At 72.8% G+C, this 23,915-nt stretch carries 24 protein-coding genes; 5 read left to right on the forward strand and 19 right to left on the reverse strand.

Annotation, left to right across the window (positions count from 1 at the left end; all coding sequences use genetic code 11):
* Nucleotides 1–37: 37 nt before the first annotated feature.
* The 4 genes from ABZX40_RS08200 to ABZX40_RS08215 all read right to left on the reverse strand — a co-directional run bounded on the left by ABZX40_RS08200 (nt 38) and on the right by ABZX40_RS08215 (nt 4,768).
* A complete protein-coding gene (locus ABZX40_RS08200) occupies nt 38–727 on the reverse strand; it encodes a TetR/AcrR family transcriptional regulator (RefSeq protein WP_355747768.1) in 690 nt (229 codons plus the stop codon).
* 85 nt (nt 728–812) lie between these two features.
* Nucleotides 813–1,859 carry a PDR/VanB family oxidoreductase gene (locus tag ABZX40_RS08205; RefSeq protein ID WP_355747771.1) on the reverse strand — a complete coding sequence of 349 codons (1,047 nt, stop codon included), beginning with the start codon at nt 1,857–1,859 and terminating at the stop codon, nt 813–815.
* Nucleotides 1,859–2,767 carry a metal-dependent hydrolase gene (locus ABZX40_RS08210; protein ID WP_355747774.1) on the reverse strand — a complete coding sequence of 303 codons (909 nt, stop codon included), beginning with the start codon at nt 2,765–2,767 and terminating at the stop codon, nt 1,859–1,861. The genes ABZX40_RS08205 and ABZX40_RS08210 overlap by 1 nt, the downstream gene beginning before the upstream one ends.
* Before the next feature lie 69 nt (nt 2,768–2,836).
* Complete coding sequence (locus tag ABZX40_RS08215; RefSeq protein ID WP_355747777.1) at nt 2,837–4,768, reverse strand: hypothetical protein; 1,932 nt, start codon at nt 4,766–4,768, stop codon at nt 2,837–2,839.
* A 115-nt stretch (nt 4,769–4,883) separates the two neighbouring features.
* On the opposite strand from ABZX40_RS08215, the gene ABZX40_RS08220 reads away from it, so the two are divergent.
* On the forward strand, nt 4,884–5,291 hold the full coding sequence (locus ABZX40_RS08220; protein ID WP_355747780.1) for a hypothetical protein: 408 nt from the start codon (nt 4,884–4,886) through the stop codon (nt 5,289–5,291).
* A gap of 115 nt (nt 5,292–5,406) precedes the next feature.
* Here the strand turns inward: ABZX40_RS08220 and ABZX40_RS08225 are convergent, their stop codons facing one another.
* The 7 genes from ABZX40_RS08225 to ABZX40_RS08255 form a co-directional block, all read right to left on the reverse strand.
* The gene (locus ABZX40_RS08225; protein WP_355747783.1) at nt 5,407–6,927 is read right to left on the reverse strand and encodes a DUF1996 domain-containing protein; all 1,521 of its coding nucleotides are present in this window, start codon (nt 6,925–6,927) and stop codon (nt 5,407–5,409) included.
* A gap of 148 nt (nt 6,928–7,075) precedes the next feature.
* Entirely contained in the window at nt 7,076–7,729 is a 654-nt protein-coding gene (locus ABZX40_RS08230; RefSeq protein WP_355747786.1) for a response regulator transcription factor, read from the reverse strand.
* Entirely contained in the window at nt 7,720–8,985 is a 1,266-nt protein-coding gene (locus ABZX40_RS08235) for a sensor domain-containing protein (RefSeq protein ID WP_355747789.1), read from the reverse strand. Before ABZX40_RS08235 ends, ABZX40_RS08230 begins: the two co-directional genes overlap by 10 nt.
* Before the next feature lie 68 nt (nt 8,986–9,053).
* Nucleotides 9,054–10,073: an NAD-dependent epimerase/dehydratase family protein gene (locus ABZX40_RS08240; protein ID WP_355747792.1), complete on the reverse strand. Its 1,020-nt coding sequence runs from the start codon at nt 10,071–10,073 to the stop codon at nt 9,054–9,056.
* 130 nt (nt 10,074–10,203) lie between these two features.
* Nucleotides 10,204–10,818: a winged helix-turn-helix domain-containing protein gene (locus tag ABZX40_RS08245; RefSeq protein ID WP_355747795.1), complete on the reverse strand. Its 615-nt coding sequence runs from the start codon at nt 10,816–10,818 to the stop codon at nt 10,204–10,206.
* A gap of 614 nt (nt 10,819–11,432) precedes the next feature.
* Entirely contained in the window at nt 11,433–12,464 is a 1,032-nt protein-coding gene (gene glnII, locus ABZX40_RS08250) for a glutamine synthetase (RefSeq protein ID WP_355747798.1), read from the reverse strand.
* A 145-nt stretch (nt 12,465–12,609) separates the two neighbouring features.
* On the reverse strand, nt 12,610–13,077 hold the full coding sequence (locus ABZX40_RS08255) for a helix-turn-helix domain-containing protein (RefSeq protein WP_355747801.1): 468 nt from the start codon (nt 13,075–13,077) through the stop codon (nt 12,610–12,612).
* 66 nt (nt 13,078–13,143) lie between these two features.
* Here ABZX40_RS08255 and ABZX40_RS08260 point away from each other — a divergent pair, with 66 nt between their 5' ends.
* Complete coding sequence (locus ABZX40_RS08260; protein ID WP_355747804.1) at nt 13,144–14,136, forward strand: alpha/beta hydrolase family protein; 993 nt, start codon at nt 13,144–13,146, stop codon at nt 14,134–14,136.
* Nucleotides 14,137–14,190: 54 nt separating this feature from the next.
* Here the strand turns inward: ABZX40_RS08260 and ABZX40_RS08265 are convergent, their stop codons facing one another.
* Entirely contained in the window at nt 14,191–14,862 is a 672-nt protein-coding gene (locus tag ABZX40_RS08265) for a hypothetical protein (RefSeq protein ID WP_355747807.1), read from the reverse strand.
* A 173-nt stretch (nt 14,863–15,035) separates the two neighbouring features.
* Nucleotides 15,036–15,413 carry an ArsC/Spx/MgsR family protein gene (locus ABZX40_RS08270; RefSeq protein WP_355747810.1) on the reverse strand — a complete coding sequence of 126 codons (378 nt, stop codon included), beginning with the start codon at nt 15,411–15,413 and terminating at the stop codon, nt 15,036–15,038.
* A 229-nt stretch (nt 15,414–15,642) separates the two neighbouring features.
* On the opposite strand from ABZX40_RS08270, the gene ABZX40_RS08275 reads away from it, so the two are divergent.
* On the forward strand, nt 15,643–15,957 hold the full coding sequence (locus ABZX40_RS08275; RefSeq protein WP_355747813.1) for a hypothetical protein: 315 nt from the start codon (nt 15,643–15,645) through the stop codon (nt 15,955–15,957).
* 78 nt (nt 15,958–16,035) lie between these two features.
* Here ABZX40_RS08275 and ABZX40_RS08280 read toward each other — a convergent pair whose 3' ends face one another.
* The 6 genes from ABZX40_RS08280 to glnA all read right to left on the reverse strand — a co-directional run bounded on the left by ABZX40_RS08280 (nt 16,036) and on the right by glnA (nt 21,821).
* Nucleotides 16,036–17,244: a winged helix DNA-binding domain-containing protein gene (locus ABZX40_RS08280; RefSeq protein ID WP_355747816.1), complete on the reverse strand. Its 1,209-nt coding sequence runs from the start codon at nt 17,242–17,244 to the stop codon at nt 16,036–16,038.
* 110 nt (nt 17,245–17,354) lie between these two features.
* The gene (locus tag ABZX40_RS08285) at nt 17,355–18,161 is read right to left on the reverse strand and encodes an alpha/beta fold hydrolase (protein WP_355747819.1); all 807 of its coding nucleotides are present in this window, start codon (nt 18,159–18,161) and stop codon (nt 17,355–17,357) included.
* A 52-nt stretch (nt 18,162–18,213) separates the two neighbouring features.
* Nucleotides 18,214–18,801, reverse strand: a complete 588-nt coding sequence (locus ABZX40_RS08290; RefSeq protein ID WP_355747884.1) for a hypothetical protein — start codon at nt 18,799–18,801, stop codon at nt 18,214–18,216.
* Nucleotides 18,802–18,803: 2 nt separating this feature from the next.
* Entirely contained in the window at nt 18,804–19,727 is a 924-nt protein-coding gene (gene htpX, locus ABZX40_RS08295) for a zinc metalloprotease HtpX (RefSeq protein ID WP_355747822.1), read from the reverse strand.
* A gap of 207 nt (nt 19,728–19,934) precedes the next feature.
* Nucleotides 19,935–20,246, reverse strand: coding sequence for a hypothetical protein (locus ABZX40_RS08300; RefSeq protein WP_355747824.1), 312 nt, complete (start codon nt 20,244–20,246; stop codon nt 19,935–19,937).
* Between the two features lie 165 nt (nt 20,247–20,411).
* Nucleotides 20,412–21,821 (reverse strand): type I glutamate--ammonia ligase, encoded by a 1,410-nt coding sequence (gene glnA / locus ABZX40_RS08305; protein WP_355747827.1) that lies wholly within the window; start codon nt 21,819–21,821, stop codon nt 20,412–20,414.
* Nucleotides 21,822–22,072: 251 nt separating this feature from the next.
* Between glnA and ABZX40_RS08310 the strand changes: the two genes are divergently transcribed.
* Both ABZX40_RS08310 and ABZX40_RS08315 read left to right on the forward strand, forming a co-directional pair.
* Complete coding sequence (locus ABZX40_RS08310) at nt 22,073–22,543, forward strand: RDD family protein (RefSeq protein ID WP_355747830.1); 471 nt, start codon at nt 22,073–22,075, stop codon at nt 22,541–22,543.
* Nucleotides 22,544–22,695: 152 nt separating this feature from the next.
* Entirely contained in the window at nt 22,696–23,871 is a 1,176-nt protein-coding gene (locus ABZX40_RS08315; RefSeq protein WP_355747833.1) for an acyl-CoA dehydrogenase family protein, read from the forward strand.
* The last annotated feature ends 44 nt before the right edge of the window (nt 23,872–23,915 follow it).

Consider the following 23,915-nt stretch of genomic DNA (forward strand, 5'->3'; position numbering starts at 1 on the left):
ACTGGATCCACCGGTGCCCCCGTCCGCCGTATCCGCCCTAGGACGCCAGCGCGATCAGCCGGGCCACCAGGTCGGTGAACGGGCCGTCGGAGGGTTCGCCCTTCAGGGCCCGGCGCATCAGCGCCGCCATCTCCTCGTCGTGGGCCGCGCTCACCGCCGCCAGCGCGGCGAAGTCATGGACGAGCTGGACCTCCAGCTCCTCGCGCGGGATGCGGCGGCCGTCCAGCCAGATCAGGGCGGTGGACTCGGCCAGCGACACCCAGGACCGGACCACCAGCTCCAGCCGCGCGGGCGGATCGGTGACCCCGAGATGCGCCAGGATCTGCTCATAGGCGGCCTGCCGTACGGAGTCGATCAGCGCGTTGGTGGTGGAGGAGCCGACCGCCGGGCCGCCCCGCATCAGGGCGGAGAACCCGGGGCCGTGGTCGTCCACGAAGTCGAAGTAGCGGCGCATCACCCGCAGCAGCCGGGCGCCCAGCGGCCCCTCGTGCGGCTCCACGAACCGGTCCGCGAGATCGTCCGAGGCCCGCTTCAACGCCGCCTCGTACAGGCTGAGTTTGCCGGGGAAGTAGTGGTAGACGAGGGGACGGGAGATCCCTGCCGCCGACGCTATCTCGTCGATCGAGACCTCGTCGGGCGAGCGTCGGCTGAACAGTTCGAGCGCGACGCCGATCAACTGCTGACGCCGCTCCTCGACACCCATTCGACGGCGAACCCCGGTAGACATACGAACACCTTACCGATCGGTTCCGGCCGTGAACGGCCAGGTTCGACCAAGAGTGATGCATACCGTCGTCCGGCGGTGCGCCGTCTCACAGGTCCAGCGCCAGCCGCTCCCCGCGCGCCCGCGACACACAGAGCAGCATTGAGCCGTCCCGCTCCCCGTCCGTGAGCAGCTCGTCCCGGTGGTCCACCTCACCCGCCAGCACCCGCTGTTGGCAGGTCCCGCAGAAACCCTGCTCGCAGGAGTACGGGAGATCCGGCAGCGCGGCCCGGACCGCCGCCAGCGCCGTGGTCCCGGCCGGGACCTCCACCGTCCGCCCGCTGCGCCGCAGTTCCACCGTGAAGGCCGCGCCCTCCCCGGCCGAGGCGCGCGGCGCGAACCGCTCCAGCCGCACCCCCGGGAACCGCTCCGCCACCGCCGCCATCAGCCCCTCCGGGCCGCAGCAGTACACCACCGCCCCGTCCCCGGCCCCGGCCGCCAGCGCGTCCAGATCCGGCCGCCCCGACTCGTCCCCCGCCACCACCGTCACCCGGTCCGGCCCCAGCCGCTCGACCTCCGCCAGGAACGGCATCGACGCCCGCGACCGCCCGCAGTACAGCAGCCGCCACCGCGTCCCCTCCGGCAGCGCCCGCACCATCGGCAGCAGCGGGGTGATCCCGATCCCGCCCGCCACGAACACATACTCCGCCGCCCCCGCCACCAGCGGGAACCGATTGCGCGGCCCCCGCACCTCCACCTCCGTGCCCGGCGCCAGCCCCTCGTGCACCTCCCACGACCCACCCCGCCCGTCCGCCACCAGCCGCGCCGCGACCGTGTACGCCGAGGTGTCCGCCGGGTCCCCGCACAGCGAGTACTGCCGCACCAGACCGGACGGCAGCATCAGATCCAGATGCGCCCCGGGCTCCCAGCGCGGCAACTCCCCCCGCCCCTCCAGCCGCAGCCGTACGACCCCCTCCGCGACCGTCTCGCGCGCGGTCAGCCGCAGCCGCAGCGCCCGGGTGCGGGGCCGTCCCGAGGTCGGCTCGGCCGGCGTGGGCAGCGGCCACAGCGGTGAGTGCCGGATCCGGCGCCGCAGCGCCCGCCGGGCCAGCACCGCCGCCCCCGCGACCACCAGGGCCGTCCGCAGCCCCGCCATCAGGACGCCCCCCGCTGCTCGGCGGCCAGCGCCGCCGGGGAGGCCGCCAGATAGGCCACCGCCTGCGCGGTCGACGCCTCCTGGGAGGGGTGGTAGGCCCGGTTCAGATAGCGGGGGATCGAGCGGACCAGCGCCCCCGTCGAGGGCAGCAGTCCGCGCCGCCCGCGCGTGTAGAAGTCGCGGAAGCCGGCCTTCCCGTCGATCAGTGTCGGATCGTTCTCCATGAAGAAGCGCGCCCCCCGCTGCCACAGGAACACCAGCGCCGAGAACGCCAGCGCCCAGGTCCGCACCCGGCGCCGGTAGCCGCCGTCGACATGCAGGAACAGCTCGAACGCCACCGACCGGTGCTCGACCTCCTCGGCGCCGTGCCAGCGCAGCAGATCCAGCATCACCGGATCCGCGCCCCGCCGGTCCAGTTCCTCCGCGTTGAGCACCCAGTCGCCGAGGAACGCCGTGTAGTGCTCGATGGCCGCGATCAGCGCCACCCGCTCCATCAGCCACCAGCGCCGCGCCCGCCCCGGCGGCAGCGTCCGGTCCCCGAGCAGTTTCTCGAAGAACCAGTCGACCTGGGCGGTGTACGGCGTCGGATCGAGGCCGAGTTCCCGCAAGTGCGGCAGCACCTCGTCGTGGGCCTGCGCGTGCGTCGCCTCCTGCCCGATGAACCCGATGACGTCCTCGCGCAGCCGCTCGTCCCGGATGTAGGGCAGTACCTGCTTGTAGACCCGCACGAACCAGCGCTCACCGGCCGGCAGCAGCAGATGCAGCACATTGATGGTGTGCGAGGCGAAGGGGTCCCCGGGCACCCAGTGCAGCGGGGTGCCCTCCCAGGAGAACGACACGTTCCGCGCCGTCAGCGCGATCCGCTCGGAGTCGATCGGCTCGGGCCGCCGGACCTGCTTATTAGACATACCGTCAATTTACTGAAGGGTAAGGCGGCGGGGGAACCCCTCGCACGCCGCCGGATTCCCCCAGCCGGTCTAGCGCAGCGCCTCGATCGTCCGCCCGTCCTCCAGCGTCCCCTTCAGCCCCGCCTGCGCGCCCTCCTCGGTGCGCACCGCCAGCAGCCGGCCCTCCACCGACGCCCTCACCTCGCCGCTGGTCTCGATCGACGCCGTGTCCCGGCCGCCGGCCGCCAGCAGATACCAGGCCCCGGTCCCGGACTTCCACAGCACCCCGGCCAGCACCTGCGGCTCCCGCGCCCCGCACGCCGGTACGTTCTCGCCCTTCGCCGCGACCGCCCCGTACGTCCCGCCCGGGGTGTGGAACTGGGCCAGCACCCGCTCGCCGCCGCCCCGCCAGGTCTCCGCCCGGGTGCACACCCAGGACGCCGTACCACCCCCGTCGGGCAGCTCCTGCTCGGCGTAGCTCCACGCGTTCACCGTCCGCACCCCCTGCCCCTGCACCGCCGCCAGCGAACAGGCGTACGGCGACCAGGTGCGCAGCGCCTCCGCGCCCGAGGCGTCATGGACCTCGCCGGGCCGCCCGGTGGTGAGCCGGGCCGGGACCAGCTCACCGAGGTCGGAGGCCAGCCGGGTGCCGTCGCCGGTGGTGAGCTGGAGGACGTTCCAGGAGGTGCAGGCGCCGGACCGGGTCGCCGGGCTCGCCATCGGCGAGGTCACCCCGTCGGTCACCGTCAGCTCCATCGCACCGGAACCCGGCTTGACGAGGTCCCGCTCGGCGGCCCCCGTCACCCAGGGCGCGGTCAGATAGCGCACATTGCCGTCGGTCCGGTTCAGCACCACCGCCGTGGCCTCGGCCGCCGTCGCCCCGTCCAGCCGGGCCACATCCAGCGCGGCCCCCGCCTGCCCGTCCTTCGGCTCGGCGTACCGGGTCAGCCGCAGCCCGTCATGGAAGATCACCACCCGCGCGCTGTCCACCACCCCCGCGAACAGCAGCTGCGGGGGACCCGCCGGGCCGCCGGTCGGGGTGTCCGGGGTCGCCGAGACCTGGACCCTGTCGCCCGGCCGGGCCCAGACCGCGAGCGCCCGGCGCAGCAGATCCGCGTCCCCGGTCAGCTCACCGCGCGCCGGCCAGACCGTGAAGTCCGTCCGGGTCGACGACTTCCAGGCGGCGGGGGAGACCTTCACCAGCCGCGACGGGTCCAGCGCCGCCCGCGCCGACGGGTTCTGCGCGTACGAGGGGGCGGCGGCGCCGTCCGGGCCCCAGCCGTCACCGGGCAGCCCCAGCAGCGTCCCGCACACCACGACGGCCGCCGTCGCCGCCACCGCCGCCCGCAGATGCTGGCGGCGCCGCATCAGATCCGTCGGCCGGGCCTGGAGCGAGCAGGGGTCGAACTCCGGGGACTCCAGCAGCGCGTACCGCGCGGGTACGGCGTCCGCCTCGGCGAGCGCCGCGTCCACGTCGGTCTCCTCGACCCCCGCACCGGCCAGCGTCTTGCGGACCTCGGCGTCCGTCAGCCGCTCCAGACCGCGCAGCGCGTACACCGCCCGCGCCGGGCCGGACAGCGCCGACAACCGCTGATCGAGGGCGAGTTCATCGGCCCCGCCCGAACGCGGGAACAGCCGCAGCCCCCACACCTGCGGCAGCACCGGCGGCAACTGCGCCCGCTTCGGCCACGCCCGGCGCCGCAGCGGCAGCCCGGTCTCCAGCGCCGTCCGCAGCACCCGCAGCCGGACATACGCGTAGCCCGGGTCGCCGTCGCGGCCCCCGGTCGACTGAGCCGGGATCACCGGGGCGGCGGCCCTGCCGCGCGGCAGCGCCCGCTGCACCAGCGCGTGCGCGCCGAGCACCCGGCGGCCCCGGCTCAGGGTGGGCGGCACCACCAGATAGGCCAGCCGCACCAGCCGCGGATAGTGCTCGACGAGCGCGGCCTCCGCCTGCTCGACATCGACGACGGGACCGCCGGAGGCGGCGGGCGTGGGGCGGGGGGCGACATCCTGTGACTGCACGCCCGGGAAAACGAGTGGCCCGGCGGTTGGTCACCGGGCCCGGATTTGAGCGCGCGGCGCCCGGCGTCCGTATCCGAGGACGGCACTGGTCTCCGTACGCCCACCGGAGGAAGAGATGACGTTGACCCGATCGAGGCCCGCCCTGGGCGCCGCCGTCGCGGGGGTGGTCCTGCTCGCCGGGTGCGGTGGCTCCGGCGGCGGGGCGCGGGAGGTGGCGGTGCCCGAGACGGCGACCGGCAGCCTGGAGCGCCTCGCGGCCGAGGTGCGCTGCGCCCCCGACATCCAGACCGACGCCGACGAGATCCGCCAGGCCCTCTGCGAGAACGGCGACGGGAAATTCGTCCTCGCCACCTTCGCCACCGACCGGGGCCAGCGCGAATGGATCAACGGGGCCAAGGACTACGGCGGTCACTATCTGGTCGGCCGCAAATGGGTGGCGGTGGGCGGGACGAAGACGGTGAACGCGCTGCGGAGCACGCTGGGCGGGGAGCTGGAGGAGGGAATGGATCACAGCGTGCACTGATCGGCGTGCACTGATCGGCGTGCACTGATCAGCGTGCACTGATCGGGGAATCGGAGAACGGCAGAGCCGGTGGTGGGAATTCCCGCCACCGGCTCGCTCCGTTCTCACTGATCCGCTACTGGCAGCGCCTGCCCTGGTTGATGCAGTTGACCATCTTCTTCATCGTCTTGTTCGAGAAGAAGTTGATGAAATCATTGTGGTCGGTGATCGGTTTGTGCAGCTGTTCGGGGAACGAGTCCACCGCGAACGGATTCTGTACCGTCCCGTTCTCGATCACCGGGGTCGGTACGTCGTAGACCAGCCGCACCTGGAGCTGAGGGATCGCCCGGAAGCCGTTGGCGCAGCGGCCGTCGGCGCCGACGAACGCCACATGGGTGCGGTGGTTGGCGCTGTCGATGTTCTGTCCGTCCCAGCAGGACTGGAAGTTGGACAGCCGCACCACATCGCTGCCCTCGGGGCACAGCGGGTACTTGTCGGTCAGCTGCCGGTCCTCGAAGCCGGTGCAGGTCCACGCCGTGTTGGCGTTGGCGAGACCGTTGACGAACGCCTTGGCGTCACCGGTGATGATCCGCAGCGCCTTCGGCATCGCGACCACCGGTCCGGTGCGGTTGCCGACGAACTTCAGCTGGGCCTGCTCGGCCTCCAGGATCCGGCCGACATTGCCCTCGGTACCACCGCCGGCCGCGTTCTGGTCGAAGTCCTGGGTGCCGTCCTGGAGCCGCAGCACCGGCCAGAAGTACGAGGAGCGGTCGCTCTGGTTCTGGCAGGTGGTCTCGGCGTTCGCGAGGTCGTCGTCGCCGGCGAAGGCGTCGTTGCTCTGGTTGCCGACGTAGTCGTGGAGGTGGTGGGCGCCGTTGGTGACCCCCGGGGCCACGATCACATTGTCGGTGTTGTGGTTGTCGTTGGAGTTGGTGCCGCACTTGGTGGTGAAGCTGCCCTTGGAGCCGCTCCGGCCGTTCGCGGCGAGCCCGTTGGGCAGATTGCGGGAGCCCGGCTGGACGGTGGTGATGTCCTGGAAGTCGGCGGCAACCGGGCCGTTGCCGCCCTGACCGCCGTTGCCCGGCGGCTGCTCCTGACCGCCGCCGTCCTGGCCGCCACCCTCCTGGCCGTCGCCCCCGTTGTCACCGCCGTTGTCGCCCTGGCCGTCGTTGGGCTGGGGCTGTTCGGCGGGGGTGCCGGTGCAGCCGGCGAGGTCGTCCAGGTCGTTGGAGGCGCTGCCGCCGGCCCGGTTGATCTCCAGTTTGATCCGGTCGATCAGCACCTTCCTGCGGTCCTTCAGCGGCTGGAGGATGGCGTTCTGCACATAGCCGGCGTCCTGCGCCTGGGCGTCCCGGGTGCTCGCCAGCGTCTGGTACGCCTCGGTGATCTGCTGGTCCATCGAGGCCAGCTCGCCGTCGACCTCCCCCCGGGCCGGGTCCGGCACCTCGGACAGCTGCTGGCCGACGTCCGGGCAGTCGATGGTGGCCACCTGCGCGGGCGCCGACCGCGTCCGGTTCTGCCAGCCGTCGCCGTTCTCGTGCGCCGAGGCGTAGAAGTTCGCCCAGATCAGCCCGCCCCCACCGAGCGCTAGGGCCGCCGATGCGGCTATGGCCTTGGTGGCCAGCGGCGTACGGCGTTTTCGTGTGTTGCGTCCCATGGAACTCCTCTGACTTCCTTGCGGGGCATCGAGGCGCCCGACAGGAGTGAAGCGGCGCCCATCCATACGCGGGGCGCCCCAGAGGTGTTCAGCCGTACCGGGAATCGGTTGCGGAAATGTTCGGCGCGGTGGTGGATTTCGCGGGAATTCAGCTGCCCTGGTCCAGATAGGCGAGAACGGCCAGGACGCGCCGGTTGTCGTCGTCCGAGACCTCCAGGCCCAGTTTGGCGAAGATATTGGAGGTGTGTTTCGCGATGGCCCGTTCCGTCACCACCAGTTTCTCCGCGATGGCCGCGTTGGACCGCCCCTGCGCCATCAGCTCCAGCACCTCCTTCTCACGCGGGGTGAGCCGGGCCAGCGGCCGGTCGGCCAGCGCACGCCGGCTCAGCAACTGCTGGATGACCTGCGGATCCATCGCCGTACCGCCCCCCGCCACCCGGCGTACCGCGTCCACGAACTGGGCCGCGTCGAAGACCCGGTCCTTGAGCAGATAGCCCACCCCGCCCCGGCCGTCGGCCAGCAGCTCGCGGGCGTAGAGCTGCTCGACGTGCTGGGAGAGGACCAGCACCGGCAGCCCCGGCCGCTCCCGGCGGGCGGCCAGCGCGCACTGGAGCCCCTCATCGGTGTGCGTGGGCGGCAGCCGTACGTCCACCACCGCCACATCGGGTGCCAGCTCGGCCAGCGCCCGGGTCAGCTCGGGGCCGCTCTCCACGGCCGCCGCGATCTCGAAGTCATGGGCCTGGAGCAGCCGGACCAGTCCGTCCCGCAGCAGGAACAGGTCTTCGGCCAGGACTACACGCACGGAATCTCCATGGTCACCATGGTGGGACCGCCCGCCGGGGAGCTGACGGCCAGGACACCGTCGAATGTACCGAGCCGCCGCTCGACCCCGGCCAGGCCCGTACCCGCGCCGATCGCCGCGCCGCCCCGCCCGTTGTCGGTGACCGCGATCCGCAGGCTCCCGTCCGCGTGGTGGATGTCCACCCAGATCCGGTCGGCGCCGGAGTGCTTGACCGCGTTGGTGAGCACCTCGCTCACCGCGAAGTACGCCGCCGACTCCACCGGCGCGTCCACCCGCCCCGGCAGCTGGACGGTCACCTCGATCGGCACCGGCAGTCGCAGCGCCAGCGCCCGGACCGCGTCCCCGAGCCCGCGCTCGGCCAGCACCGGGGGATGGATGCCGCGCACCAGGTCGCGCAGTTCGGTGAGGGCGTCGGCGGAGGACCGGCGGGCCCGCGCGAGGAGTTCCCTGGCCTGCGCCGGGTCCTTCTCGATCAGCGCCTCGACCGTGCCGAGGTCCATGCCCATCGCCACCAGCCGGGCCTGCGCCCCGTCGTGCAGATCCCGTTCGATCCGGCGCAGCTCCGCCGCCGAGGTGTCCACCGCGTCCCGCCGGGTCTCGGTGAGCACCCGCACCCGCTCCGCCAGCTCCCCCTCGCCGGGTGCCAGCAGGGCGCGGGCGACCAGGAAGTGCCCGCGCAGCAGCAGCGGGGTGCCGTACCGGGCGGCCAGCAGCAGGGCCGCGCCGAGCCCGGCCGCCGCGAGCGCCGACAACTGCCCGCCGACCGGCACGAACCCGTACCAGTACGGCTCGGGCATGACCCGCCACAGCCCGGCGGCCAGCGCGAACCCCTCCAGCGGATAGACGGCCAGCGCGAACGCCAGCAGCCCGAGGACGAACCCGGCCGTCATGTCCACCGGCAGCCACAGCAGATCCCGCCAGGTCGCCCGGTCCCCGAGCATCCCGAAGGTACGGGTCCAGGGGTTGGCGCGGGCGGGCAGCGGCCGGTACGCCGCCGGGATCCGCACCCCGCCCCAGCGGGCCGCCAGCAGCCGCCGCGCGTTCGCGAACGCCCGCACCCAGCCGAGCACCCACGGGGTCGTCACGATCCCCACCCCGGCCGGGATCAGCGCGATCGACACCACCGACAGCACCAGCAGCAGCACCGCCCCCGGCAGTGCGATCAGCGCCACCGCCAGCCCCCGTACCGCCGCGATCGCCACGTCCCGCGCGCTCACCGTCGTCCGCCCGTCCCCGCCGTCTGTGCCCAGATCCATGCGGACAGTCTGCGCCGGTGGGGGGAGGGGCACACGGGGGTGGAGGACCGGTTCCGGGGTGGGGTTACCTACACCCCGGTACCGGCGTCGCCGCCCGCGAGGACCTTCGCCTCCGTCTCCGGGGCCAGGCCGACCGCCGGGCGGTCCGGGCGGTGCGGGGGCGTGCCGCCGAGGGAGCGCAGCCAGGCCCAGGTGTCGGCGACGGTCTCCGCCACCGGACGGCAGCGCAGCCCGGCCGCGAGCGCCCGCGACACATCGGAGCCGTGCAGGGCGTCGTGCAGCTCGGTGCCGGGCGGCACCCAGACCGGCAGCTGGGTCCATGGCTCGATACCGGCGTCCAGCACCACCCGCGGCTCGGTCCAGCGCAGTTCGGCGTCCGCCCCGGTCACCGCCACGCACGCCTCCAGCAGCCCGCCCATGGTGGTGTGCCCCCGCGGTGACATCAGGTTGTACGGTCCGCCGAGCCCCGCCGCCACCGCGTCCAGCGTCCAGCCGGCGAGATCGCGGACGTCGATCAGCTGGAGCGGCAGCTCCCTCGGCCCCGGCGCCAGCACCGGCCCGCCCCGCGCGATCCGGGTCAGCCACCACGGCAGCCGCCCGATGTTCTCGTACGGCCCGAGGATCAGCCCCGAGCGGACCAGCAGGGCGTCCGCCGCCCCGAACTCCGCGACCGCCGCCAGCTCGCCGCCCCGCTTGTCCCGGGCGTAGTCGGTCTTCTCGGCGTCCGCCGAGGCGCCCTCGACCAGCGGGGCGTCCTCGGTGTACCCGGCGGGCGGCGCCCACGCGTACACCGAGCAGCTCGACACATACGCGTACCGTCCGGCGCGGCCCCGCAGCAGCCGCGCCGCGTCCCGCACGGCCCGGGGCGCCGCCGACCAGGTGTCCACGACGGCGTCCCAGGTGCCGGGGGCGTCGGCGAGGGCGGTCAGTCCGCCGGGGGCGGTGCGATCGCCGTGCAGCGACCGGACCCCGGCCGGGGGCGCGTGCCGCCCCCGGTGGAAGACCGTCACCTCCCAGCCCCGGCCGAGCGCCTCCTCCACCACGGCCCGCCCCGCGAACTCCGTCCCGCCCAGCACCAGAAGTCTCATGGTGCCGACTCTGCCCGGTGGGGCGGGGGAAAGGGAACGGGACTTAGCCAGCGGCAGATCGGTGGCGGATCGGCGGTAGACGGGCGGTAGATCGGCGGTAGATCAGTGGCGGGTCAGTGGTCGGTCAGGGTCAGCGGTGGGTCGGCGGGGTGTACTTGTAGCCGACCCGCCGGACCGTCTGGATCGTCTTGCGGTGCTCGGCGCCCAGCTTGCGGCGCAGCCGGGCGACATGGACATCGACCGTCCGCCCGTCACCGACATGCCCGTACCCCCACACCGTGGTGACCAGCTGGTCGCGGGTGTGGACGCGGTGCGGGTGCGAGACCAGATGGGCGAGCAGCTCGAACTCCAGGTAGGTGAGGTCGAGTTCGGCCCCGGCGACCAGCGCCGTGCGCCGCACCGGGTCGATCCGGATCAGCGGCTCGGGATCGGCCGCCACCGGTGCCGGGCCGGGTGCGGCGGCCGGTGCCGCGACCGGCGCGTCGGGCACGGCGACCGGCAGGAAGGGCGGCTGCTGGTCCGCCGGGACGAGCAGCAGATACCCGACCATCGGCGGCTGGCCGGGCAGCGCGGGCAGGGCGTGCGCCGGGGCGGGCAGCCAGGTGGCGCCGGGCGGCAGCAGCTCCGCCGGGGCGGGCACCTCGTCCCGGTCGACGGCACGCAGCCGGTGCCGGGCGCCGGGCGCGGCGGTGGGAGAGGGGGAGGCGGAGGAGAGAGGGCGGGGCAGTGGAGCGGGGTTCGCCATGAGAGGTCAGCTCTTTCGCGCGAGTGGTCCGTCGGGGACGTACGTCGTGTCGCGCAGGCCGGGGGGCCGGAGGTACGGCGTCAGCGGGCCGGCGCGGTGGACGCGCGGCAACACACCCGGTCGAAGTCGTCATGCTGACGGGACGGCCAGAAGGGCTCCAGGTCATGGCGGCCCGGGGCATGACGACCCGAGGCGCTGAGGTTCCGGAAGCTGGCCATGGCCCCATTGAAGCAGATACCCCCGCTCACGAGGACCCTCCTCTCACGGCTCGGACAGCGACGCGTCCGAAAAGCAGACGGTGCGCCGGGGGAGTTCGCCGCCGGGTGGACCGGCGATTGGCGAAACGATTCTTACTGCTTGAACTCCTGGACAGGTCAAGAACGGCGGAGAGGCACTCACCGGCAACGCCCGAGGGGCACTCACCGGTGACGCCCGAGGGGCGCCCACCGGTGTGGCGGGCGCCCCTCGGGCCGAAGACGGATCGTGCGACGGCGGGATCGGTCGGCGGAATCGGTTGGCGAAATCGGTTGGCGGGATCGGTTGGCGGGCCGGTCGGGTCGGACGGCGTGGCCTGCCCGATCGGCTCCGGCCCCGGCTCCGACGGCTCCGACGGCTCAGACCTGCCCGGCCTTCTCCAGCGCCGAGCAGCAGGTGTCGACCAGCAGCCGGGTCACCACGTACGGGTCGACATTGGCGTTCGGGCGGCGGTCCTCGATGTAGCCCTTGCCGTCCTGCTCGACCTGCCACGGGATGCGCACCGAGGCGCCCCGGTCGGAGACGCCGTAGGAGAACTTGTCCCACGGGGCGGTCTCGTGCAGGCCGGTGAGGCGGTCGTCGATGCCGGCGCCGTAGTTCTTGACGTGGTCCAGCGGCTTGGAGCCCTCGCCGAGCGACTCGCAGGCGGTGATGATCGCCTCGTAGCCCTCGCGCATGGCCTTGGTGGAGAAGTTGGTGTGGGCGCCCGCGCCGTTCCAGTCGCCCTTGACCGGCTTGGGGTCGAGGGTGGCGGAGACACCGAAGTCCTCGGCGGTGCGGTAGAGCAGCCAGCGGGCCACCCACAGCTGGTCGGAGACCTCCAGCGGGGCCAGCGGGCCGACCTGGAACTCCCACTGGCCGGGCATGACCTCGGCGTTGATGCCGGACAGACCGAGCCCGGCCTTGAGGCAGTTCTCCAGGTGGGCCTCGACCACATCGCGGCCGAAGATCTCATCGGCGCCGACACCGCAGTAGTAGCCGCCCTGCGGGGCCGGGAAGCCGCCCTCGGGGAAGCCCAGCGGACGGGAGCCGTCGAAGAAGGTGTACTCCTGCTCGATGCCGAAGATCGGCTCCTGGGCGGCGAACTTCGCGGAGACCTCGGTCAGCGCGGCCCGGGTGTTGGAGGAGTGCGGGGTCAGATCCGTGTTCAGGACCTCGCACAGCACCAGTACGTTGTCACCGCCGCGGATCGGGTCGGGGCAGGTGAAGACCGGCTTGAGCACCCGGTCCGAGGCGTGGCCCTTGGCCTGGTTGGTGGAGGACCCGTCGAAGCCCCAGACCGGCAGCGCGTCCAGACCGGCGGGCGCACCCGCGATGATCTTCGTCTTGGAACGCAGCTTGGCCGTCGGCTCGGTGCCGTCGATCCAGATGTACTCAGCCTTGAAGGTCACGGGTCTCATCCTTCGGGTGGTCCGGCCGCGAGGCGGGTCCGGTCGCGATGCGGGTGCGGCGCTGCGGCACTGGGGCGCCGCGGTTGCTCCCCGGCAGCCTGTCAACAGGCGATTTCCCGATCATTGCCCCAATGTGAACCCCGTGTTACCCGGATGGCCGTTCGATCTCCGGCTCCGCGGCGGCCTCCCGGACGCCGGTCAGGAAGCCGCGGATGGCCGCCAGCTCCCGTTCGTCGTAGCCGTCGAGCAGCGCCACCGTGCGCCCGATCAACGGCCCGAAGTAGGCCCGGCCCAGTTCCACCGCGCTCTCGTCGACCTGTACGACCACCTGGCGCCGGTCCCGCGCACCGCGCTCGCGCCGTACGTGCCCGGCCCGCTCCAGCCGGTCCACCAGCGCGGTCGTCCCGGCGGAGTTCAGCCCGAGCGCGGCGCCCAGTTTCCCGGCGGTCAGCTCCTCGTCCGCGCGCCGGGCGTCCATCAGCGCGATCAGCGCCCGGACGTCGGTCGGATGCATACCGTTGCGGCTCGCGAACCGGGCACTGTGCAGCCCCAGCTCGACGGTCACGGCCCGCAGCAGATGGACGATCTCCATCCCGGACGGTTCGGATTCCATCGAGTCCTATTATCTCGTTCAGCGAGATTGTTGGTGAGTGAGATAATTGCATGGTAGGGGGCTGCGATGAGGAGCGACGGCGACGGCGGCGGAAGAGGCAGGGCGGCGCGGGCGGGGAACGCATACGACCGGGACCGCTTTCTGCGCGCCTACGACACGGTCCTGGCCAAGTGGCCCGCCGACCGCGAGTCGGCCGAGGTCGAGACGGACTTCGGTACGACGTATGTCCACCGCTGCGGCCCCCGGGACGGTCCGCCGGTACTGCTGCTGCCGGGCGGCGGCGCGACCTCCGTCTCCTGGTTCGCGCAGGCCGCCGAACTGGCCCGCACCCACCGCGTCCACGCGGCCGACCTGATCGGCGACCCCGGCCGCAGCGGCCACCCCATGCGTGCGGTCCGTAGCGTCGCCGATCTGTCGGCCTGGCTGGACGCCCTGCTCGACGGACTGGGCGTCACCGGCCCGGTGGCCCTCGGCGGGCACTCCTACGGTGGCTGGATCGCCCTGCACTACGCGCTGCACGCGCCCGCGCGCGTCGACCGGCTGTTCCTGCTGGACCCGACGCGGTGCTTCGCCGGGTTCCGGCCCGCGTATCTGCTGCACGCGCTGCCGATGCTGCTGCGGCCCGCGCCGCGCCGGGTGCGGGCCTTCCTGGAGTGGGAGACCGGGGGAGCGGCGCTCGACCCCGACTGGCTCGCCCTCCAGGAGGCCGCCGCCGGTTTCCCCGCCGCGAGGCCGGTGACCGGGCCCCGTCCGGCGGCCGGTGCGCTGCGCGCGCTGGACCTGCCGGTCCTGCTGCTCCTGGCCGGGAACAGCAGGACCCATGACGCCGCGAAGGCGGCGGCGCGGGCGGGGGAGACGCTGGCGCGGGTCGAGACGGTGGTGCTTCCGGGGGTCTCGCACCATGCGCTGCCGCATGCGGCTCCGCCTGGGCTGGGGCGGCGGATCGGCGGGTTCCTGAACGGGTTCCCCGGCGGTCCCGCGGGGGGATCCGCCGGGGGAGCGGCCGGGGAGACCGCCGGGGAAGCGGCGGGGGAAGCCGCTGGGGAGACGGCCGGGTAGGCCGCCGAGGAGACGGCCGGGGGGAGGGAGGCCGCCGGGTGAGCCCTTACCCCACTACCCCACCTTCTCGATCACCGCCCGACGGATGAGGAACTTGCCGGGCTCGCGGACCTCTTCGAAAGCGGCGTTGTTCAGCAGGACACAGCTCCCGGAGACCGAGGTGACCTCGACCGTCGTGGACTTGTTGTTGTCCAGGTTGGTCACCTTCAGCAGGGTGCCCGCCGGGAACTGGTTGCTGGAGGCGGCCGGGGCGCCGCCCTCGCCGGAGAGGGTCACCGTCGAGCCGTTGCAGACCTGCTCGCCGGAGGCGGCGGGCGGGGCGTTGTCCGCCGGGGGTGCCGTGCTCGCCGGGGGAGCGGCGCTGGAGGGCGGAGCGGGGTTCGCGGGCGGGGCGGGGTTCGCGGGTGGTGCGGCCTGGGAGCCCTGAGCCGACTCCCCGACCTGGCACCCGGCCGCCGCCTGCTGCCGCTTGATCTCCTCGATGACCGCCAGCCGGTTGGCGATCCGCGCCTCGGACTGCGCGTCCGGATCGGCCCGCTGATCCGCGATGAACCGCTCGTTGTTGCCGAGCGCGACGGCCTTGCCCCGGCAGACGGCGGAGTCGGCGGCGCTCTGGGCGGCGTTGGAGGTGGCCGCCATCGCGAAGGCCCCGCCACCGGCCACGGCCGCCGCGCTCACCAGCAGCGCGATCTTCTTCTTCGGACTGAGCGTTCTCCTGCGCGACATTCGCGCCTCCTGGGAGGTCGGGGAGCGTACCCCGCTAAGTACGCGACCCCGCAGGCGGTTACTCAGTGGTCACCCGAGTCCGTCGAAGTAACGTACGTCACAGCGAAGTTCGGCCACGCGGGGGCGGCGTACGGGGGTGGGCTCGGTGCCGGGGGGCTCAATCCTGAGGAGGCTCAACCCCGGGGCGGCTCCGCCCGGGACAGCGCCTCCCGTACCGCCTCCTCGCTGCGCGCCACCAGCGCGGTGCCGTCGTCGGCGGTGATGATCGGCCGCTGGATCAGCTTCGGGTGGGCGGCCAGCGCCGCGATCCACCGCTCCCGCCCCGCCGCGTCCCGCGCCCACTCCTTCACCCCCAGTTCCTTCGCCACCGCCTCCTGGGTGCGGGTGATGTCCCAGGGCTCCAGCCCGAGCCGGTCCAGCACCGCCCTGATCTCGTCCTCGCCCGGCACATCCTCCAGATACCGGCGGACCGTGTACGAGGCCCCCTCGGCATCCAGCAACCGCACGGCACTACGGCACTTCGAACAGGCGGGATTGATCCAGATCTCCATGGGGCAACGGTACGCGGGAGCGCCTTCTGTTCGATTTCTTATCGGCTGCCGTGTGTCGGATGAGACGGCTGGGGAGGGACGGCAATATCCGTACCCACCAGGGCTTTTGCGGTGCTGTGCGGGCTCCCTGAATGTCAGTGCCGGGCGGTACACTTGACGAAGTGTTCGAGGGAATCGCCGGTGTCCGAAGAGCGGCCGGCCGGTTCCCTCACCGCGACAGGAGGATGCCGTGCCCGCTGCCGCACTGAAGCCGAAGCCGTTGCCGACCCAGTCCACCGCGACCCGTCCCGTCCTGCTGGAGCTGCCGTACGAGCCCGTGCTCAAGCGACCGCTTCCGGCGGGGCGGCCCCGCCAGTGGTACATCACGCACAACCGCCGGCTGAAGGCGATGCGCCTGGCCATCGCCCTGCTCGACACCGGCGTCTACCTGCCCGACCAGGCCCGCGACGAGACGATCCGGAGCGCGGCGGAGCTGATCGGCGTCCACCCGCCGTCGGACACGACGTGCCACATGGTGCGGGCGTTCATGCGGTACAACCGCTGACCCCGCCGCGACGCCGGGTGCCGTGCCCTCCGCGAAGGGGCGGTGCGGTGCGGTGCCCGGCGTCGCCACGGGGCGCGGTCAGACGGCCGTCAGCTCGCGCTCCAGCGGGGTGCGGAAACGCGGGGTGATCCGCGTTTCGCCCACCCAGGCCCGTAGCCGGTCGGCCTGCGCCGCCACCGCCCGCTCGGCCTCCGCGCCGATGCCGTCCCGCTCCAGCAGCCGCCAGACGATCTCGCCGTCGGCGCGCTGCGCCCAGCCGCCCACCACTCTGCCGTCCCACCACACCGTCGGCCCCACATTGCCGCTCCGGTCGAACAGCGCCGGGCGCAGCCCGGGGGCGAGGAACCAGTCCCGGTACTGCCAGCCCATGGCGGTCGGATCCAGGGCGGGGAGCAGGGCGGCCCAGGGGGCGAGTGCGTCCGGCGGGTCGGCGAGGGGGTCGGTGAGCGGGTCGGCGGCGGTCACCCAGCCCACCGCCTCCTCGTCCAGCCGGACCCGCTGCGCGCCGATCGCCTTCAGCGCCCGCCGCACCTCCGTGACCTTCCAGCCCGTCCACCACTTGAGGTCCGCCTCGGTGGCCGGGCCGCACGCCGTCAGCCAGCGGTCGAGCAGCGCCGCCTGCGCCCCGGCGATGTCCAGCTCCGGGTGCGGTGGCGCGGGGGCCCAGCGGAACTGCGACGACGTCCAGGAGCCCAGCGGCCGACCCCGGACCACCTTGCCCTCCTGGCCCAGCAGCCGCAGCAGCCGGGTCGACACCGTGTGCAGCCCCTCGTAGCTCTTCCCCGCCCCGTACAGGAACTGCTCCTTGAGCCGGGGCTCGTCCCGGGTCAGCTCCACCGCCGTCGCCTGGCCGCGCCGCTCCAGCGCGGCCAGCGTCGCGTCCTCCACATCCCTAAGCCAGACCGCGTCCGGTGCCCCGGCCGCTGCCATCTGCTGGAGCAGACCGGCCCGCTCCCGCGCGGCGACCGCGATCCCCGTCGACGCGTGCACCACGGCGGTCAGCTCCGCCGGGAACACGAACACCGTTCTGCGCATGCCGTGCATCCGGACCAGCGATCTGTCCGTGTAGAGGGCGCGCTCGGTCTCTGCGACCGTCCGCCCCGCGTCCCTCAGCCGGGCGGCCACCGCCAGATAGACCGTCGCCGGGTCCGTGCCGTGCAGGGCGACCAGGGTGTCCGCGATCTCCTCCGGTGTTCCCGCCCGCGCCTCGGGCGCCAGCCGCTGGCGCCGCGCGAGCCGGGCCCGCCGCTCGGCCGCCCCGATGTGCCGCACCGCCCCGTCACCCATACCGGCCTCCGCTCCACCCCTGCTCCACCGCACTGCCCCCATCATCACCGACCCCACTGACAATGGGCCCTGGCGGCAGGGTTCACGCAGGTCAGGCGAGGGGTCGCGGGTCAGCCGCGCCCGGCGTCGAGCAGCGCGGTCACCAGGTCGCGCCGGGCGTCGGCGTGGTCGCGGAGCCAGGCGCCGAGGAAGTGGTCGGCGTCCGGGAAGTCGAGGCGGGTGCAGCGGGCGCGGGCGGTCAGGGCGTCCCATACCGCGTCGGTGACCGCCTGCGGGATGATCTCGTCCGTGCCGGGCACCGCGAGGACGGCCCGCCCGGCGTAGGCGCGCAGGGCGTCCAGGGCGGGGGAGTCGCGCCAGCTGTCCGGGGTGCGGATCAGCCGGGTGAACGGGCCGTCGCTCTCCCCGAAGGGCAGGTCCCAGGCGTCGGCGGCGTAGATGCCGGGCGCGCAGACGGCGAGGGCGGCGACCCGGTCGCCGTAGTGCCCGGCGAGATCGGCCACCGTCTGCCCGCTCATGCTGAACCCGACCAGGACCAGCGGCACGCCCTCCGGCACCTGCGCGTCGATCACCGCGACCGCCTGCTCGAACCGCCGCCGCAGACTCAGCTCCCTCAGCGCGCCCGAACTCTCCCCGTGCCCCGAGAAGTCGAACGCCAGCGCGTCACAGCCACGCGCCGCGAACTCCCCGAGCAACGGCCGCAGCCGCTCCTTGCTGCCGTGCCCGGCGCCGTGCAGCAGAACGGCGGTCGGGGCGGCACCGCCGCCGGTGACCTCACCGTCGTACGGCGAGACCGCCGTCAGCCGGGTGACGGCGAGACGCTCCCCGGCACCGCCGGGGGAGCCGGGGCTGCCGGGGAGGTCGTGGAAGAAGTGGAAGAAATCGGGAGCGGGTTGGGACGGAGCGAGTTCGGCCATACGGCCATTCACTCATGTCCCTCCTCTCACTCGTGAGCCCGGTCATCGCGTCCTAGAGCCCCGGCGCTCCCCACAGCGGGAACCAGCGGCCGAGGTCCGGTTCGACCCGGAGATCGTCGGCGAGGACCGCCTTCATCTGGAGTTCGAGCGGGCTGTCGCGTCGCTGGGCGCCGCCCGGCAGCGGGGCGAAGGGGTAGAAGGTGCCACGCTTGTAGAGATAGACGAGGGCGAGCCGCCGTCCGTCCTCCCGGCGGTCGAACCCGGCCAGGGAGCAGAGCAGTTGCGGCCCGAAGCCGTTGACCTCCATGGAGGTGTTCACCGCGTGCAGATCGTTGACCAGCTGCGGCAGATCCTCCGGGGTACGGCGGGAGACCAGCCAGGAGTAGCCGAAGTCGTCCCGCGTCAGCTCCACCGGGGACCCGGCGCGCTCGGTGTCCGCGTCCAGCAGCGCCCGTACCTCCCGGTGGGTCTGCTCGAACGCCCCGCCCTCGACGGTCGCGAAGCACACCGCGCCCTGGCCGGTCGGGGTGAACCCGGCGGCGGCCTCCAGGGTCACCGCCGCCGACGGCAGGGCGAAGAGCCGGTCCAGATCGGGCTGGACCGGCTTGCTGCGGCCCAGCAGGATGTCCAGCAGCCCCATGCTCACCTCGCGTTCCCGGGCAGGGCCGGCTCACCCAGCTCGGCGGAGATCCGGGCCAGCTGCTCCAGCCGCTGCTCCAGGCTCGGGTGCGTGGAGAACAGCCGGGCCAGGCTCGGCTGGTCCGGGGAGCCCAGGGCCGGGGTGAAGTAGAAGGCGTTGAACGCCTGGACCGTCCGCAGATCCTTGGTCGGGATCCGGGCCAGATCGCCGTCCACCTTGGTGAGCGCGGAGGCGAGCGCGGAGGGCCGCCCGGTGAGCAGCGCCGCCGCCCGGTCCGCGGCCAGCTCCCGGTACCGGGACAGGGCGCGGATGAGCAGGAAGCTGATCGCGTACACGGCGAGCGAGACGCCCATGACCGCCGCGAGGATCATCGCGGTGTTCTGGTCCCGGCGACCGCCGAAGAGCTGGGAGTAGAAGGCGAACCGGATCATCAGCCCGGCGATCACCCCGAGGAACGAGGCGATGGTGATCACCGCCACGTCCTTGTGCGCCACATGGGACAGCTCGTGCGCGAGCACACCCTCCAGCTCGGCCGGGTCCAGCCGCCGCAGCAGCCCGCTGGTCACGCACACCACCGCGTTGTCGGCGTTGCGGCCGGTCGCGAAGGCGTTCGGCATGTCCAGCGAGGAGACGGCGACCACCGGTTTGGGCATGTCCGCCATCGCGCAGAGCCGGTCGACCACGGCGTGCAGCTCGGGATACTCCTCGCGCTCCACCACCCGGCCCCGCATCGCGAACAGCGCGATCCGGTCCGAGTACCAGAACTGCGCGAGCATCAGCCCGCCCACCACGACCACGACCAGGACCCACGACTTCAGCAGCACGATCAGCGCGGCGACGAAGGCCACGTACAGCAAACCCAGCAGGAACAGCGTGACCGTCATCCGGACGGTCAGCCGCCGGTCACTGCGGAAGCGACTCTGCATTCTGCATCACCCCGCACTACACCGAGGTCAGGCACTCGCCCCACCGTTCCAGTGTGCACCTGGATGCCCCATGCAACGATCCCGATCATCCCAGGGACCTGCAAAGCCTGCGTTCACCCGAGATCAGTAAGCTGGGCGTCAGCGCGCTCAGAAAGACGCGCTCAGACGGGGGGCTCTCAGAAGAGCGTGCTCAGACGGGGGGCGTGCTCAGAATGGCGCCCGGAATCCGAGAAACCCCAGCAGCACGATCACCGTGACGAGCCCCCCGATCACCACCACCACGGACCCCCAGGGCGACCGCCGCGCGGGCAACCGCAGCCGTATCCGCCCCCTCCGTCGCCGCCCCCCCTCCGGCTCCCCCCGGAAGGGCACGGGTCCGGGCGGATTCTCCTTCCACCGGGCGGCCAGCATCCGCGCCCGCGCCGAAGGCTCCTTGACCTCGGCCCCGGCCGCCCACCGAAAGTCGAACTCCTCGGACTCCGCCCCCGGCTCCCGCTCGTCCCGACCCTGCTCGGCCATCTCCCGGCACACCCCCGCGTCCCGTCCACGGCCCCACGATCAGGGCCCTCGAATAGAACATACGCCCGTGCCCCACCGCCGGTCATGGCGATGGGGCACGGGCGTATCACGCCTTGATCAGCGGGCGGTCACACCGGTACGGACGGAAGGGACCGGCCCGGCGGATCACACGTCGAAGTACAGCTCGAACTCGTGCGGGTGCGGGCGGAGCTGGAGCGGAGCGATCTCGTTGGCGCGCTTGAAGTCGATCCACGTCTCGATCAGGTCGGACGTGAAGACATCGCCCGCGAGCAGGAACTCGTGGTCGCGCTCCAGGGAGTCCAGGACGGCCGGGAGGGAGGTCGGGACCTGGGCGACGCTCGCGTGCTCCTCGGGCGCCAGCTCGTAGAGGTCCTTGTCGATCGGCTCGGCCGGCTCGATCTTGTTCTTGATGCCGTCCAGGCCCGCGAGGAGCAGGGCGGAGAAGGCCAGGTACGGGTTGCCGGAGGAGTCCGGGGCGCGGAACTCGACGCGCTTGGCCTTGGGGTTCGAGCCCGTGATCGGGATACGCATCGCGGCGGAGCGGTTGCGCTGCGAGTACACCAGGTTGATCGGCGCCTCGAAGCCCGGGACCAGCCGGTGGTACGAGTTCACCGTCGGGTTGGTGAAGGCCAGCAGCGACGGGGCGTGCTTGAGGATGCCGCCGATGTAGTAGCGGGCGATGTCCGACAGGCCCGCGTAACCGGCCTCGTCGTAGAACAGCGGGTCGCCGTTGGTCCACAGCGACTGGTGGACGTGCATGCCCGAGCCGTTGTCGCCGAAAATCGGCTTCGGCATGAAGGTCGCGGTCTTGCCGTTGCGCCAGGCCACGTTCTTCACGATGTACTTGAAGAGCTGGAGGTCGTCGGCCGCGGCCAGCAGGGTGTTGAACTTGTAGTTGATCTCGGCCTGGCCGGCGGTGCCCACCTCGTGGTGCTGACGCTCGACCTTCAGGCCCGCGCGGTCCAGCTCCAGGGAGATCTCCGCGCGCAGGTCGGCGAAGTGGTCGACCGGCGGGGTCGGGAAGTAGCCGCCCTTGTAGCGGACCTTGTACCCGCGGTTGTTCTCCACCGCACCGGTGTTCCAGGCGCCCGCCTCGGAGTCGATGTGGTAGAAGGACTCGTTCGCCGAGGTCGAGAAGCGCACGCTGTCGAAGACGTAGAACTCCGCCTCCGGACCGAAGTACGCGGTGTCGGCGATGCCCGTCGACGCCAGGTACGCCTCCGCCTTCTTCGCCACGTTCCGCGGGTCACGGCTGTACTGCTCGCCGGTGATCGGGTCGTGGATGAAGAAGTTGATGTTGAGGGTCTTGTCCCGGCGGAAGGGGTCCACACGGGCCGTCGAAAGGTCTGCGCGCAGGGCCATGTCCGACTCGTGGATGGCCTGGAAACCACGGATGGAAGAGCCGTCGAACGCCAGCTCCTCGTCCGCGTCGAACGCCTCGACGGGCACCGTGAAGTGCTGCATGACGCCCGGCAGGTCGCAGAACCGGACATCGACGAACTTGACGTCCTCGTCCGCGATGAACTTCTTGGCCTCGTCGGCGTTCTGGAACATCCAGCTCCTCCTACTCCCGACCGTCCCGCCGGGGTGGTTGATCGTTCGTGCGGCCAGTGCGGTGGCACACGCAGACCTCGACCCTAGGGAGGCGTGATTTCTCGGGCGTGACCCATTTGTTTCGCTGAAGTTAACCGGGCTCTGTTCTGCGCTGTTCTGCTCGGATCCGCCCCGCTCCCGCTTCCGTCCTAGCCTAGTCCCGGCGCACCCCGGCGTACCTGTCCGAAAGAGGAGCCGAGTACCGTGGTCGGGTGGACAAGAGGCAAGCAATCGGATCATGGCTCTCCGGCCCGCGCGCTGCCATGGAGGAAGCCGGAGCCGACTTCGGCCACCCGGGCAAGCAGCTCGGTCTGCCCGAGCAGGGACCCGGCTCGATCGCCCGCCCCGGACGACGGCTCGGCGCGCTGCTCCTGGACTGGGCCCTGTGCTTCTTGATCGCATACAGTCTCATCACGGACGGCTACCAGTCGCAGGCGACCAGTAACTGGACCCTGCTGATCTTCTTCCTGCTCGGCGCCCTCACCGTCTCCACCCTCGGCTTCACCCCCGGCAAGCGCCTCTTCGGCCTGCGGGTCGTCGCCCTCGACACCGGCACGGTCCGGCCCGTCCGCGCCCTGCTCCGGACCGTACTGCTCTGCCTCGCCGTCCCCGCGCTGATCTGGGACCGCGACGGCCGCGGCCTGCACGACCGGCTGGCCCGCACGGTCGAGATCCGTATCTGACCCTGCCCTGCCCTGGCCCCGGTCCCGACCCCGGAACCGTCCGCTGCCCTGACGCCGGTCGGGTGACCGGACGGCCCGTCGCGGGCCGGGTCCCGGGAGCCGCCCCCGCCGCCCGTGACACTGCCCCCATCGGGCGTGGAGGTGGTGGACAGATGTCGTACGACGGACCGACGACGATCGTGCACAAGGCGGCCCAGGTCGCCGAGGCCGCGGCACGCCGCGCGGACGAGGCGGAGCGGGCCCGGCGGCTCTCGCCGGAGGTGGTGGACGCCGTACGGGAGGCCGGTTTCGCCCGGCACTTCGTCCCGGCCGCCTACGGCGGTGAGACCGGCTCCTTCACCGAACTGACCTCGGCCGTCGCCGTCGTCGCCGAGGGCTGCACCTCGGCCGGCTGGGCGGCCTCGCTCGCCGCGTACGCCGGACGGTACGCCGCCTACCTCCCCGAGAAGGGCCAGACCGAGATCTGGGCCGACGGGCCCGACGCCCTGCTGGCCGCCGCGCTGATGCCGGCCGGTACCGCCGAACGGGTCACCGGCGGCTGGCGGCTGAGCGGCGAGTGGAAGTACATCAGCGGAGTGCACTGCGCCGACTGGGCGCTGGCCTGCGCGCCCGTCCCGGCCGATGGCCAGGGCGCCCCGGCCGAGCCCGGCGGGCGGCCCCCGGTGCGGTACTTCGCCGTACCGCGCGACGAGTACTCCGTGATCGACAGCTGGAACCCGGTCGGCATGCGCGGCACCGGCAGCGACACCCTCGTCGTGGACGAGGTCTTCGTGCCCGAGCACCGTACGCTCGCGCGGGCCGATGTGCATGCGGGGCGGGCGCCCGCGTCCGACGCGCGCTGCCATCTGGTGCCGATGTACGCGGTGAACGCGCTGCCCTTCGCCGGGCCGCTGGTCGGCGCCGCCCGTGGGGCGCTCCGGGCCTGGACCCTGCGGACCGGGACGCGGATCGACCGGCGGGGCAACGCCGTCGCCGGGCAGAGCGCCACCCAGGTCGCGCTGGCCCGCTCCGCCGCCGAGACGGACGCCGCCGAGCTGCTGCTGCACCGGACCGCCGCCGTCGCGGACGGCACGCTCACCCCGCCGGAGGCCGAGGCCGCCGTCCGGGGCCCCCGGGACCTGGCCCTCGCCGTCGAGCTGCTGGTCTCCGCCGTCGACCGGGTGTTCCGGGCCAGCGGCACCTCCGGACAGGACCTCGGCGACCCCGTGCAGCGCTTCTGGCGGGACCTGAACAGCGCCGCCTCCCATGTGGCGCTCTCCTTCGAGACCACCGGCGCGGCCTACGGCGCCTGGGCGCTGGGCGGCGGGGGCGCGGGACCCGTGCGGTGACCGGGTCCGGTTGCTGGCCGCCGCGCGCGGCTGCATAGTCGAGC

The organism is Streptomyces sp. NPDC004610, assembly GCF_040609715.1.
Taxonomy (GTDB): Bacteria; Actinomycetota; Actinomycetes; order Streptomycetales; family Streptomycetaceae; genus Streptomyces.